Source organism: Lentibacter algarum (assembly GCF_040580765.1).
In the GTDB taxonomy this organism is placed as follows: Bacteria; Pseudomonadota; Alphaproteobacteria; order Rhodobacterales; family Rhodobacteraceae; genus Lentibacter; species Lentibacter algarum.
In genome coordinates this window covers 2,728,088-2,740,762 of the sequence record NZ_CP158687.1, presented here as the reverse complement: position 1 = coordinate 2,740,762, position 12,675 = coordinate 2,728,088, and the positions used below count along the sequence as shown (strand labels likewise).

The following is a 12,675-nucleotide window of genomic DNA, read 5'->3' as shown; positions in this document are numbered from 1 at the left end:
CTTTAGGGGGTGTGTGATGGTGGATAGCAAGACGTTTTGGGACAAGATGGCGCCCAAATATGCCGAAAGCCAGATGCGCAGTGTGGAGGATTATGAACACACACTGGCGCGCACCCTCAGCCACCTCACGCCTGAGATGCGCGTGCTTGAGATGGGTTGTGGCACGGGGACAACCGCGCTCAGACTGGCGCCGCACGTGAAGGCGTTTGTCGGTACGGACCAATCCAGCGAGATGATCCGCATCGCACGCGACAAGGCGGCGGACGAGCATAGCAACCTAGAGTTCCGCGTGCTTGGCGCGGCTGAGAGCGCGCAGCTTGAGGAGGGGTTTGATGTGGTGATGGGGTTTAATCTCTTTCACCTTGTGCCTGATGCTGACGCCGTCCTTGCCGACATATTCAAGATGCTCAAGCCTGGCGGGCTTATGATCAGCAAGACGCCTTGCTTGATGGACAAAGCCTTCGGCTGGAAGCGTTTTCTGGTGGCGGGCATGCTGCCGATTTTGAAGCGGATCGGCAAAGCACCGGATGTGGGGCTGTGGCGGATTGCCGATGTGGACCGCCGGATTGCGGATGCTGGATTTGAGACATTGGAGTCAGGGAATTTCCCTGCAATTTCGCGCTATGTTGTGGCGCGAAAGATTTGAGGGAGAATAGAATGCAGGTTTACCTTTCGGGCGAAATTCATACTGACTGGCGTGAGCAGATCATCGCGGCTTGCGAGGGGCTCGATGTGAGCTTTAGCGCGCCTGTGACGGATCATGCCGCCTCTGACGACTGCGGCGTGGCGATCTTGGGCGAAGAGCCCGACAAGTTCTGGCATGATCGCAAGGGCGCCATGGTCAACGCGATCCGCACGCGGGGCGCGATTGGCGCGGCGGATGTTGTTGTGGTGCGCTTTGGCGAGCAATACAAACAGTGGAACGCGGCGTTTGACGCTGGCTATGCTAGTGCGCTTGGCAAGAGCCTGATCATTTTGCAGCAGCCTGAGCATGACCATGCTTTGAAAGAAGTCGATGCGGCGGCATTGGCTGTGGCGCGCGCACCTGAAGAGGTGGCGCAAATATTGCGCTACGTGCTGGAAGGCGCGCTGCCGCGCTAAGGGGCCACAATGGCAAATATTCCCCCTGAAACAATTGCTGCTTTATTAGGCGGATGTGTTAACGTGTCGGCAGCCCCAGGGGCGCGATAACAGTATATACAGGGACGAGTGAACCAATGCTAAGCGAATTTAAAGACTTCATTGCCAAGGGCAATGTGATGGATATGGCCGTCGGGATTATCATCGGTGCGGCCTTTACGGCGATTGTCAGTTCTTTGGTGGCTGATTTGATTAACCCGATCATTGGCCTTGTGATGGGCGGTGTGGACTTTGTGAACCTCTATGCAGTTCTGTCGGGGACTGTGGCTGAAGGGGCAACGCTGGAAGCAGCACGCGAGAGCGGTGCGGCTGTGTTTGCCTATGGTAGCTTCATCATGGCGATCATCAACTTCCTGATTATCGCGTTTGTGGTGTTTATGCTGGTGCGCTACGTGAACAAAGCCAAAGACGCCGCCGCCAAGGAAGAAGAAGCCGCTGAAGAGGCGCCCGCCGGGCCAACCGAGCTTGAGCTTCTGGCGGAAATTCGCGACGCGCTCGCGAAGAAGTAAATCTTCTGCACAGATACAGAGAAAGGCCCGCTCTTGTTGAGGGGGCCTTTTACGTTTTTAAGCAGGATTGCCGTGAAATTAGCGCACAAGGTGGTTTGCATTGAGTTTTGTGTTTGACTCCGCCTTTCGGCTTGGCTAATTCGCCCACATCGGTTGTGAATGGCGTGATAGCTCAGTTGGTTAGAGCACAGCACTCATAATGCTGGGGTCGGTGGTTCAAGTCCACCTCACGCTACCACAAACTGACAATGAAAAAGCCCCGTGCAATTGCGCGGGGCTTTTTGTTTGGCTCAAGCGGTGCGGGCTGGCTTTGGACGGATATACCAATACCAGATGCGATAACCTTCCAGCAGAGCGAGTGGTGCGAAATTTACCAATGCTGGGGGCAGACCTTCCCAGCCGTCCTTTGCGGCCCAGTGCAAAAGCGTGAGCACGGCGGCGGCATAGACCCAGCGTTGAACGCTTTTCCAGCGGGGACCAAGCGCGCGCACGGCGGCGTCAAAAGATGTAGCTGCCAGCGGTAGGAAGATAAGGAACGCGAGCCAACCTGTTAAGATATCAAAGTCGGTGGCTTGACCGAGGATCTTCTCGAGGCTGCCACGCGAGACGAGATAAAACCCGAGGTGTAAGGCAGAATAAGCGAAAGCAGCCACACCGAAATAGCGACGGTTTTTCTTGAGCCAGATGGGGAAACTTCTGCCTTTGAATAGCATTGCGAGGGGTGTGGCCATCATCGAGATAATCATAAAGCGCGCGGCGAACTCGCCTGATGGGTGCAGAGCGTGTTTGAGCGCTTTAGGATCTGTTGAGGTGAGCACATCGCTGAGGATGCCGAAGGCGGGAATGGCGAGGAGGAGCCAGAGCCAATAGGGAGAGAGGCGGGAAAGCATTGTACTAATCCTGTTGTTGTCAGGATTTATACGGCGCTTCCCCGCCTTTCCGTCGGTTCTTATTTGATCGCCAGTTGAGGCGACATCACATCAAGGCCGAGGGCTTCGCCGACAGCGTAATATGTCAGCTTGCCAGCGTGGACATTGAGGCCAGCGAGCAGATGTGCATCATCGGCGCACGCTTGCTTCCAGCCTTTGTCCGCGAGGGCGAGCATGAAGGGCATGGTCGCGTTGCCAAGCGCAATTGTCGAGGTGCGTGCGACAGCGCCCGGCATGTTGGCCACGCAGTAGTGCATGATGCCGTCGACGTCATAGATTGGGTCGGCATGTGTTGTGGCCTTGGAGGTTTCAAAACAACCGCCTTGGTCGATCGCCACATCTACGAGCACGGCGCCTGGCTTCATATCGCCAAGTTGTGCGCGGCTGATGAGTTTGGGCGCGGCGGCGCCCGGGATGAGGACCGCACCAATGACCATATCCGCGTCGCGGATCAGTTCGGCTGTGGCGCCAGCTGTTGAATACTGGTTCTTGAACGTGCCGCCGAAAACGTCATCCAGATATTTGAGACGCGGCAAAGAGCGGTCCAGTACAGTGACATCTGCGCCCATGCCTGCGGCGATCTTGGCGGCGTGTGTGCCGACAACGCCACCGCCCATCACGACAACCTTGGCAGGACCAACACCCGGCACGCCGCCCATCAGGACGCCGCGGCCGCCATTGGCCTTCTGCAATGTCCATGCGCCGACTTGGGGCGCAAGGCGGCCAGCCACTTCAGACATTGGCGCAAGGAGCAGCAGGCCGCCGCGATCATCTGTGACGGTTTCATAAGCGATGGCGGTACAGCCCGAAGCCAGCAGGTCATGCGTTTGCTCGGGGTCTGGCGCGAGGTGAAGATAGGTGAAGAGGAGTTGGCCTTCGCGCAGCATCTTGCGCTCGCCTGCTTGGGGCTCTTTGACCTTTACGATCATGTCGGCCGTTGCGAAGATTTCTTCTGCTGTGTCGATGATCTGTGCGCCTGCGGCCGTGTAGTCGTCATCAGAGAATCCCGCGCCAAGGCCTGCGCCTTTTTGCACGAGAGCCTGATGTCCGCGTGCGACGGCTTCGCCCGCAGCGTTTGGTGTCATGCCGACACGAAACTCTTGGGGTTTGATTTCTGTTGGGCAACCGATTTTCATGAACTTGTCTCCCTGAGTCATGAGGTGATTTGTGCCAGAATGTCGCAGGTAAAATGCAAGTGCTTTGAGAAATGAGGCGTGTGATGTGGACTATTTGGGAGAATCTTCGCATAAAGAGTAAAATCTTCGAAGGGATGTGCGTAAATGGCTATTGATGAGACGGATCGCCGTATTTTGAAGGTCTTGCAGCGGCAGGGGCGGATCAGCAATGCCGAGTTAAGCGAGGCGGCCAATCTGAGCGCAAGCGCTTGCCACAGGCGCGTGCAGCGGCTGGAGAAAGAGGGCTACATTCGCGATTATGTGGCGCTGCTCAACGCACGCAAGATGGGCGTCCCGACAACTGTCTTTGTTGAGATCACCTTGCAGGCGCAGGCTGATGAAGTGCTCGATGCGTTTGAAAAGGCCGTCGGGCGGATTCCTGATGTGCTTGAATGTCATTTGATGGCTGGGTCAGCGGATTATCTTCTCAAAGTTGTCGCCGAGAACACCGACGACTTTGCGCGCATACACCGCCAGCATCTCGCGCGCTTGCCGGGCGTGGCGCAGATGCAAAGCAGTTTTGCACTGCGCACCGTGTTTAAGACCACAGCGTTGCCTGTCTGAGCGCTTGGCCGCTGTTGCCAAAAGTTTAGCTAAATTGGGGGTAAGGGGCGCTGGGCGTTTTACCTTGTTTTAGCTTTCGCAAGCCTAGTCTGGCGCGAGACTTTGAAAGCGAGCAGATGCGACAGACCCAAGAGCAAAGGCAAACGGCCCGATGGTGCGCTTTGGCGGGTCAGACGCAGTCTGCTCAAGACCCTGCTGTTGGCGTTGAGTGTTGGCTGGAGGCAAGCACCTGTGTTGCCACGGCGATGGGCGATTTGCGCGTTGATGCGCTTTGGCCCGGTGATCGGCTTTTGACAGAAACTGGCCATGAAATGCTGATCAGCTTTGATGTGTGGCAAGGTGAAGGGATCAGAACGAATGCACCTGTTGTGTTTAGTCCCGGAATTGTCGGGAACCAGATGCCGCTGCGTGTGCGCCAGAGCCAACCTGTCTTAATTCGGCTGCCTGATTCCTGCGCCTATCAGGGCCACACCGAGCTTTATGTACCTGCTTTGGTTTTGGTCAATGGATTTGATATCGCACTTAGGCCCTGCAAGCACATCAGTTACTTGCGGCTTGTCTTGAGTTCGCAGGCGATGATCTTTGCCGAGGGAGCAGCCTGTCAGGCGGACGGAACCGCGAGTCTGGCGGGGGACGGATCTCGTTTGCGGCTTGGATACGGTGAGGCGTCTGCCTTACTGAGTTATTTGCCTGAAGCTTCCGTCAGTTTGCCAAGACTTATTTAACAGTCTAGCGTCTGCCGCAATCACAAGGCGGGAGCAGAAGATGGGCTTTGACCACATCGTTATCGGGGCGGGCAGTGCAGGCTGTGTTATGGCGCGGCGCTTGGCTGATGGTGGGCGAAAGGTTCTGCTGCTGGAGGCGGGTGGCAAGGACAACTACCACTGGGTGCATATCCCGATGGGCTATCTCTACTGCATTGGCAATCCACGCACCGACTGGTGCTTTCGCACCGATGAAGAAGCCGGACTGAACGGGCGCTCTCTCTTATATCCGCGCGGCAAGGTTTTGGGCGGCTGTTCTTCGATCAACGGGATGCTCTATCTTCGTGGGCAGGCAGCGGACTATGACGGCTGGCGCCAGATGGGCCTCACGGGCTGGGGGTGGGACGATGTCTTGCCCTATTTTAAGCGCTCGGAAGACTATTATGCAGGCGCTGACGAGATGCACGGCGCTGGCGGGCCTTGGCGTGTGGAGGAACAGCGGCTCAGATGGGATGTGCTGGACGACTGGCGCGACGCGGCGGTGAGCTATGGCTTGCCTGCGGTGGATGACTTTAACCGTGGCGACAATGAAGGCGTTGGCTACTTCCGTGTGAACCAGCGCAGCGGCTGGCGGGTCAATACGGCCAAGAGCTTTTTGCGCGGCGCGCCCAAAGGTATGATTGAGACGGTGACGGGCGCACATGTCCGCAAGCTCATTGTAGAAGACGGGCGCTGCACAGGGGTAGAGTATGAGCGGGGCGGCGTTGTCAGCGTGGCGCGCGCGGGGGGCGAAGTTGTGCTGAGTGCGGGGGCGATCGGCAGTCCGCAGATTTTGCAACTGTCTGGGCTAGGTCCTGCGGCGCTTTTGGCTCAGCATGGCATAGACGTGCTGGCTGATGTCGCGGAGGTGGGTGCAAACTTACAGGACCACTTGCAGCTGAGATGTGCATGGAAGCTGACGGGCGCCAAGACGCTCAATACGTTGGCGAACTCGCTTTGGGGCAAGGCCAAGATCGGGCTGGAATACGCTTTGAAGCGGTCGGGGCCGATGAGCATGGCGCCGAGCCAGCTCGGAGCGTTTGCCAAATCACGGCCAGACCTTGCGACTGCGGATCTGGAGTATCATGTGCAGCCCTTGTCACTCGGAGCGTTTGGCGAGCCGCTGCATGACTTCCCCGCGATGACGGCGAGTGTTTGCAACCTGCGTCCTGAGAGCCGTGGGGTTGTAGAGATTGCCTCTCATGATCCAAAGGATGCGCCCAGAATCGCGCCCAACTATCTGAGCACGGAGGGAGACCGCGCCGTGGCAGTGGCCGCGATCCGCCAAGTCCGTGAGATTATGGGTTCGTCTGCGATGGCGCATTACGCTCCAGAGGAGATGAAGCCCGGTGCGCATTTGAGCACCGATGGTGAATTGGTGGCCGCGGCGGGGGAAATCGGTACCACGATTTTCCATCCGACCTGCACGGTGAGGATGGGGCAGGAAGACAGCGCGCCTCTGGACGCTGAATGCCGCATGAAGGCTGTTGGTAACCTTCGCGTGGTGGACGCAAGTGTGATGCCCAAGATTGTCAGTGGGAACACCAATGCGCCGACCATCATGATTGCCGAGAAGGTGGCGGAGATGATGCTTAGGGGGTGAGACATCGAAGTGCACTTCGTGCAATGCGACCGCCTGGGATACATAGAGTAAGAAAAAGACATGTCCGTAACGAATGGGAGTGTTGTGGGCTCTTGTGCGGGCACTGACACCAAACCGAAATGTGCCATGGCCGCTGGCGCGAGTTATTGGGTCAGACATCTCGGCCCCAGTTGCACCCAAAACTAAAGCTGATGTCTGCCGAATGAAGTCGGGCAATATATGAGCTAGTATTGAGGCAAGCGACTCGTGGAAGCCACCCCGCTTCAGCTTCCCTAAGGGCACCTTATTGGAGAATCGACGTGACGGTGATCCCTTTCGATCACGCCGATTCCGAGTCGCTTTGAGAATCCGAGCCAAGACTGCGATTCATATGGAGAAATTGGGGGGGAAAGAGTGCATTCTCTATCAAGACACACCCTGTTGAGGTGCTTCCTTTCTCGGATAATCCTGCTCTGGGTGTTTAAAAATAGGGGTCAAAACAGAAAAACGAGAAGAGTTTCTTTTTTCTCAAAAAAGGGGTTGCGGGTTTGGTGAACTGGGCTTAGAACCCACTTCACCGGCGGCGCTGAGGCGCACAACGGGACGCGGCAGGGACGGACGGAGCGAAGCTCGGGAGGTTCTGAAGCGGAGAAATTTTGAGGTTAATGAGGCGGGGCGCGCTAGTAAGTTACAGCGCATCCAGTCACTTTTGTCTCTGGGGTTTACCCCGACGCTGTTTGACATTGATAATAACTGAAGAGATATGTGGGCGGTTTGGTTCATTCGATGGATCAACCTCTTCATATCAACTACCTAGGAGTTTCGGCTCCGATGATGGATAGTCAGCTTCACTGTTTGGACGGCTTCTGGTTACTTTGGTAACTGAAAGCACTTCAAACAATGAAAATGCCAAATGATTTCAGTAAGGTCATTTGGTAGATGTGCAGAGGTTCGACGTCAAGGATACGCAAGCAATTGTGTTTCAACTTGAGAGTTTGATCCTGGCTCAGAACGAACGCTGGCGGCAGGCCTAACACATGCAAGTCGAGCGCTACCTTCGGGTGGAGCGGCGGACGGGTTAGTAACGCGTGGGAACGTACCCAGATCTAAGGAATAGCCACTGGAAACGGTGAGTAATACCTTATACGCCCTTCGGGGGAAAGATTTATCGGATTTGGATCGGCCCGCGTTAGATTAGATAGTTGGTGGGGTAATGGCCTACCAAGTCTACGATCTATAGCTGGTTTTAGAGGATGATCAGCAACACTGGGACTGAGACACGGCCCAGACTCCTACGGGAGGCAGCAGTGGGGAATCTTGGACAATGGGCGCAAGCCTGATCCAGCCATGCCGCGTGAGTGATGAAGGCCTTAGGGTCGTAAAGCTCTTTCGCCAGAGATGATAATGACAGTATCTGGTAAAGAAACCCCGGCTAACTCCGTGCCAGCAGCCGCGGTAATACGGAGGGGGTTAGCGTTGTTCGGAATTACTGGGCGTAAAGCGTACGTAGGCGGATTAGTCAGTCAGAGGTGAAATCCCAGGGCTCAACCCTGGAACTGCCTTTGATACTGCTAGTCTTGAGTTCGAGAGAGGTGAGTGGAATTCCAAGTGTAGAGGTGAAATTCGTAGATATTTGGAGGAACACCAGTGGCGAAGGCGGCTCACTGGCTCGATACTGACGCTGAGGTACGAAAGTGTGGGGAGCAAACAGGATTAGATACCCTGGTAGTCCACACCGTAAACGATGAATGCCAGTCGTCGGGCAGTATACTGTTCGGTGACACACCTAACGGATTAAGCATTCCGCCTGGGGAGTACGGTCGCAAGATTAAAACTCAAAGGAATTGACGGGGGCCCGCACAAGCGGTGGAGCATGTGGTTTAATTCGAAGCAACGCGCAGAACCTTACCAACCCTTGACATCCTATGACAACCTGAGAGATCAGGCTTTCCTTCGGGACATAGTGACAGGTGCTGCATGGCTGTCGTCAGCTCGTGTCGTGAGATGTTCGGTTAAGTCCGGCAACGAGCGCAACCCACATCCCTAGTTGCCAGCAGTTCGGCTGGGCACTCTATGGAAACTGCCCGTGATAAGCGGGAGGAAGGTGTGGATGACGTCAAGTCCTCATGGCCCTTACGGGTTGGGCTACACACGTGCTACAATGGCAACTACAGTGAGTTAATCTCCAAAAGTTGTCTCAGTTCGGATTGGGGTCTGCAACTCGACCCCATGAAGTCGGAATCGCTAGTAATCGCGTAACAGCATGACGCGGTGAATACGTTCCCGGGCCTTGTACACACCGCCCGTCACACCATGGGAGTTGGTTCTACCCGACGGCCGTGCGCTAACCTCTTCGGAGGAGGCAGCGGACCACGGTAGGATCAGCGACTGGGGTGAAGTCGTAACAAGGTAGCCGTAGGGGAACCTGCGGCTGGATCACCTCCTTTCTAAGGATGTTCTGGCATATTGAGCTTGCTCGATATCGACGAACACTTAGCAGTCACTTAGTGACATATAGAGACACTTCGGTGTCTCGCACCGGACCAGGCCGTCCTCATATCTCTTCAGAACATAGTTTCAGGCCTACCGGCCTGTATGGGTCGGTAGCTCAGGTGGTTAGAGCGCACGCCTGATAAGCGTGAGGTCGGAGGTTCAAGTCCTCCTCGACCCACCATTCCTTAAGGGGCCTTAGCTCAGCTGGGAGAGCGCCTGATTTGCATTCAGGAGGTCAGGAGTTCGATCCTCCTAGGCTCCACCAAGGTTTTACAGACTAAAGACTGATTTGATCGCTAAGCACTTTCGAGTGTTTAGCCGTCCAATCGGACGACATAGCGGACATCTTCGGATGTGCGTTTGACATCGTATAGAGAGATATCAAAATCAACACTGTTGGTGACTGCGAGTAAGCGGATCACCTCAGATTGGTGCCCTTCGGGGCGAGCTTTAGACAACGGGTGTTTCCTCGCTCAGTTCTAAAGTCTGCCAGTTTGAAAAGAACAGAGTTGTCCAAGTCAAGTACACTAACCAAGCTTAAGATCGCACGGTCTTAAGCTTAAGCGCATTCCCTTCATACAGGAATGTAGCTTATGTCAGATCTGTTAAGGTCTGGCGGGAAAATGTATGCTTTTGATCCCAGAATAAAGACACCTGCTTTGAACCAGCTTGGTGTCGCGAGAGGCGTAAGCCTGTCTTTTTCTGGATCAAATCAAGCGCGAGAAGGGCGTTTGGTGAATGCCTTGGCAGTAAGAGGCGATGAAAGACGTGATACTCTGCGATAAGCCATGGGGAGCTGAGAATAAGCTTTGATCCATGGATTTCTGAATGGGGGAACCCACCTGACAGTTTTCTATAATTGCTTCGGCAATTTATAGGCGGCTGAACCAGGTATTTATAGACTGAATACATAGGTTTATAAAAGCAAACCCGGGGAACTGAAACATCTAAGTACCCGGAGGAAAGGAAATCAATTGATACTCCCCTAGTAGCGGCGAGCGAACGGGGACCAGCCGAGCCTTGAGAGTGAATTGAATGGTCTGGAAAGGCCAACCATAGTGGGTGACAGTCCCGTAAATGAAGCTCAATAGGACGTATTAAGTAGGGCGGAACACGTGAAATTCTGTCTGAAGATCGGAGGACCACCTTCGAAGGCTAAGTACTCCTTACTGACCGATAGTGAACCAGTACCGTGAGGGAAAGGTGAAAAGCACCCCGACGAGGGGAGTGAAACAGTTTCTGAAACCGGACGCCTACAATCAGTCGGAGGCTCCTTGAGAGCTGACGGCGTACCTTTTGTATAATGGGTCATCGACTTGGTCTATCTAGCAAGCTTAAGCCGTTAGGTGTAGGCGCAGCGAAAGCGAGTCTTAATAGGGCGAATGAGTTAGATGGATCAGACCCGAAACCGAGTGATCTAGGCATGACCAGGATGAAGGTAAGGTAACACTTACTGGAGGTCCGAACCCACACCTGTTGAAAAAGGTCGGGATGAGTTGTGCCTAGGGGTGAAAGGCCAATCAAACTCGGAGATAGCTGGTTCTCCGCGAAATCTATTTAGGTAGAGCGTCATCCGAATACCCCGGGGGGTAGAGCACTGGATGGGTAATGGGGCCCCACAGGCTTACTGATCCTAACCAAACTCCGAATACCCGGGAGTACTAGATGGCAGACACACTGCGGATGCTAACGTCCGTAGTGAAGAGGGAAACAACCCTGACCTCCAGCTAAGGCCCCTAATTCATGGCTAAGTGGGAAAGCAGGTGAGACGGCCAAAACAACCAGGAGGTTGGCTTAGAAGCAGCCATCCTTTAAAGATAGCGTAACAGCTCACTGGTCTAAATAAGCTGTCTTGCGGCGAAGATGTAACGGGGCTCAAGCCATGAGCCGAAGCTGAGGATGCACATAGTGCATGGTAGCGGAGCGTAGTGTGACATAGTTCCATGCGTCTTTAGCCTTCTTCGGAAGGCGTTGGACGCAAGGAGCTTTCAGTGAAGCGGGCGCGTGAGCGATCCCGTGGAGAGATCACTAGTGAGAATGATGACATGAGTAGCGACAAACAGGGTGAGAGACCCTGTCGCCGAAAGTCCAAGGGTTCCTGCTTAAAGCTAATCTGAGCAGGGTAAGCCGGCCCCTAAGTCGAGGCAGAAATGCGTAGACGATGGGAACCACGTTAATATTCGTGGGCCAGGAGGATGTGACGGATCATGAAGGTTGTTCACTCTTATTGGATTGAGTGGGCCGCTAATTGGTTCCTGGAAATAGCCCTCCATCAGACCGTACCCTAAACCAACACAGGTGGACTGGTAGAGAATACCAAGGCGCTTGAGAGAACTATCTTGAAGGAACTCGGCAAAATACCTCCGTAAGTTCGCGAGAAGGAGGCCCAGTGTTTACGCAAGTAGATACTGGGGGCACAAACTAGGGGGTGGCGACTGTTTACTAAAAACACAGGGCTCTGCGAAGTCGCAAGACGACGTATAGGGTCTGACGCCTGCCCGGTGCCTGAAGGTTAAAAGGAGGGGTGAGAGCTCTGAATTGAAGCCCAGGTAAACGGCGGCCGTAACTATAACGGTCCTAAGGTAGCGAAATTCCTTGTCGGGTAAGTTCCGACCTGCACGAATGGCGTAACGACTTCCCCGCTGTCTCCAAGATAGACTCAGCGAAATTGAATTGCCTGTCAAGATGCAGGCTTCCCGCGGTTAGACGGAAAGACCCCGTGCACCTTTACTACAGCTTCACATTGGCATTAGGCCGAGCATGTGCAGGATAGGTGGTGGGCTTTGAAGCGTGAACGCCAGTTTGCGTGGAGCCTCCCTTGAGATACCACCCTTGCTCTGCTTGATGTCTAACCGCGGTCCATTATCTGGATCCGGGACCCTGTGTGGCGGGTAGTTTGACTGGGGCGGTCGCCTCCTAAAGCGTAACGGAGGCGCGCGAAGGTTGGCTCAGAGCGGTCGGAAATCGCTCGTTGAGTGCAATGGCAGAAGCCAGCCTGACTGCAAGACTGACAAGTCGAGCAGAGTCGAAAGACGGCCATAGTGATCCGGTGGTCCCGAGTGGAAGGGCCATCGCTCAACGGATAAAAGGTACGCCGGGGATAACAGGCTGATACTGCCCAAGAGTCCATATCGACGGCAGTGTTTGGCACCTCGATGTCGGCTCATCTCATCCTGGGGCTGGAGCAGGTCCCAAGGGTACGGCTGTTCGCCGTTTAAAGAGGTACGTGAGCTGGGTTTAGAACGTCGTGAGACAGTTCGGTCCCTATCTGCCGTGGGTGTAGGATACTTGAGAGGAGTTGCCCCTAGTACGAGAGGACCGGGGTGAACGATCCACTGGTGTACCAGTTGTTCCGCCAGGAGCAGTGCTGGGTAGCTATGATCGGACAGGATAACCGCTGAAGGCATCTAAGCGGGAAGCCCCCCTCAAAACAAGGTATCCCTGAGGACCGAGGTAGACCACCTCGTCGATAGGCCAGAGATGTAAGTGCAGCAATGCATTCAGTTGACTGGTACTAATTGTCCGATAGGCTTGATTTGA

General features: G+C 54.8%; 9 protein-coding genes, 3 tRNA genes and 2 rRNA genes. 11 read left to right on the top strand and 3 right to left on the bottom strand.

What is annotated here, in order from left to right; genetic code table 11:
* Nucleotides 1-16: 16 nt before the first annotated feature.
* From DSM117340_RS13630 to DSM117340_RS13615, 4 genes are all read left to right on the top strand, one after another.
* Nucleotides 17-646: a class I SAM-dependent methyltransferase gene (locus tag DSM117340_RS13630; protein WP_089892751.1), complete on the top strand. Its 630-nt coding sequence runs from the start codon at nucleotides 17-19 to the stop codon at nucleotides 644-646.
* Between the two features lie 11 nt (nucleotides 647-657).
* The gene (locus DSM117340_RS13625) at nucleotides 658-1,101 is read left to right on the top strand and encodes a YtoQ family protein (protein ID WP_089892747.1); all 444 of its coding nucleotides are present in this window, start codon (nucleotides 658-660) and stop codon (nucleotides 1,099-1,101) included.
* A 116-nt stretch (nucleotides 1,102-1,217) separates the two neighbouring features.
* Nucleotides 1,218-1,649 carry a large conductance mechanosensitive channel protein MscL gene (mscL, locus tag DSM117340_RS13620; protein WP_273496674.1) on the top strand — a complete coding sequence of 144 codons (432 nt, stop codon included), beginning with the start codon at nucleotides 1,218-1,220 and terminating at the stop codon, nucleotides 1,647-1,649.
* Nucleotides 1,650-1,810: 161 nt separating this feature from the next.
* Nucleotides 1,811-1,887 (top strand) — tRNA-Met (locus tag DSM117340_RS13615).
* A 52-nt stretch (nucleotides 1,888-1,939) separates the two neighbouring features.
* Here the strand turns inward: DSM117340_RS13615 and DSM117340_RS13610 are convergent.
* Both DSM117340_RS13610 and ald read right to left on the bottom strand, forming a co-directional pair.
* Nucleotides 1,940-2,539, bottom strand: coding sequence for a ferric reductase-like transmembrane domain-containing protein (locus tag DSM117340_RS13610; RefSeq protein ID WP_089892740.1), 600 nt, complete (start codon nucleotides 2,537-2,539; stop codon nucleotides 1,940-1,942).
* A gap of 59 nt (nucleotides 2,540-2,598) precedes the next feature.
* On the bottom strand, nucleotides 2,599-3,714 hold the full coding sequence (gene ald, locus DSM117340_RS13605) for an alanine dehydrogenase (protein ID WP_354689683.1): 1,116 nt from the start codon (nucleotides 3,712-3,714) through the stop codon (nucleotides 2,599-2,601).
* Nucleotides 3,715-3,858: 144 nt separating this feature from the next.
* On the opposite strand from ald, the gene DSM117340_RS13600 reads away from it, so the two are divergent.
* From DSM117340_RS13600 to DSM117340_RS13575, 6 genes are all read left to right on the top strand, one after another.
* Complete coding sequence (locus tag DSM117340_RS13600; protein WP_089892735.1) at nucleotides 3,859-4,317, top strand: Lrp/AsnC family transcriptional regulator; 459 nt, start codon at nucleotides 3,859-3,861, stop codon at nucleotides 4,315-4,317.
* 116 nt (nucleotides 4,318-4,433) lie between these two features.
* The gene (locus DSM117340_RS13595; protein WP_089892731.1) at nucleotides 4,434-5,042 is read left to right on the top strand and encodes a Hint domain-containing protein; all 609 of its coding nucleotides are present in this window, start codon (nucleotides 4,434-4,436) and stop codon (nucleotides 5,040-5,042) included.
* A 40-nt stretch (nucleotides 5,043-5,082) separates the two neighbouring features.
* Nucleotides 5,083-6,663 (top strand): GMC family oxidoreductase N-terminal domain-containing protein, encoded by a 1,581-nt coding sequence (locus DSM117340_RS13590; RefSeq protein WP_089892727.1) that lies wholly within the window; start codon nucleotides 5,083-5,085, stop codon nucleotides 6,661-6,663.
* A gap of 962 nt (nucleotides 6,664-7,625) precedes the next feature.
* Nucleotides 7,626-9,089: ribosomal RNA gene (locus DSM117340_RS13585) — 16S ribosomal RNA — on the top strand.
* 150 nt (nucleotides 9,090-9,239) lie between these two features.
* A tRNA-Ile gene (locus tag DSM117340_RS13580) sits at nucleotides 9,240-9,316 on the top strand.
* Between the two features lie 8 nt (nucleotides 9,317-9,324).
* Nucleotides 9,325-9,400, top strand: a tRNA-Ala gene (locus tag DSM117340_RS13575).
* Between the two features lie 49 nt (nucleotides 9,401-9,449).
* On the opposite strand, the gene DSM117340_RS13570 is transcribed toward DSM117340_RS13575, so the two are convergent.
* Nucleotides 9,450-9,593 carry a hypothetical protein gene (locus DSM117340_RS13570; RefSeq protein ID WP_177170691.1) on the bottom strand — a complete coding sequence of 48 codons (144 nt, stop codon included), beginning with the start codon at nucleotides 9,591-9,593 and terminating at the stop codon, nucleotides 9,450-9,452.
* 252 nt (nucleotides 9,594-9,845) lie between these two features.
* On the opposite strand from DSM117340_RS13570, the gene DSM117340_RS13565 reads away from it, so the two are divergent.
* Nucleotides 9,846-12,674, top strand: a 23S ribosomal RNA gene (locus tag DSM117340_RS13565).
* Together the 16S and 23S rRNA genes with 2 tRNA genes alongside form the textbook arrangement of a ribosomal RNA operon.
* Nucleotide 12,675: the final 1 nt, after the last annotated feature.

Excerpts from the sequence above, each read along its gene's own strand:
- DSM117340_RS13630 (WP_089892751.1), top strand. The coding sequence starts at position 17 with ATGGTGGATAGCAAGACGTTTTGGGACAAGATGGCGCCCAAATATGCC.
- DSM117340_RS13625 (WP_089892747.1), top strand. The coding sequence starts at position 658 with ATGCAGGTTTACCTTTCGGGCGAAATTCATACTGACTGGCGTGAGCAG.
- mscL (WP_273496674.1), top strand. The coding sequence starts at position 1,218 with ATGCTAAGCGAATTTAAAGACTTCATTGCCAAGGGCAATGTGATGGAT.
- DSM117340_RS13610 (WP_089892740.1), bottom strand. The coding sequence starts at position 2,539 with ATGCTTTCCCGCCTCTCTCCCTATTGGCTCTGGCTCCTCCTCGCCATT.
- ald (WP_354689683.1), bottom strand. The coding sequence starts at position 3,714 with ATGAAAATCGGTTGCCCAACAGAAATCAAACCCCAAGAGTTTCGTGTC.
- DSM117340_RS13600 (WP_089892735.1), top strand. The coding sequence starts at position 3,859 with ATGGCTATTGATGAGACGGATCGCCGTATTTTGAAGGTCTTGCAGCGG.
- DSM117340_RS13595 (WP_089892731.1), top strand. The coding sequence starts at position 4,434 with ATGCGACAGACCCAAGAGCAAAGGCAAACGGCCCGATGGTGCGCTTTG.
- DSM117340_RS13590 (WP_089892727.1), top strand. The coding sequence starts at position 5,083 with ATGGGCTTTGACCACATCGTTATCGGGGCGGGCAGTGCAGGCTGTGTT.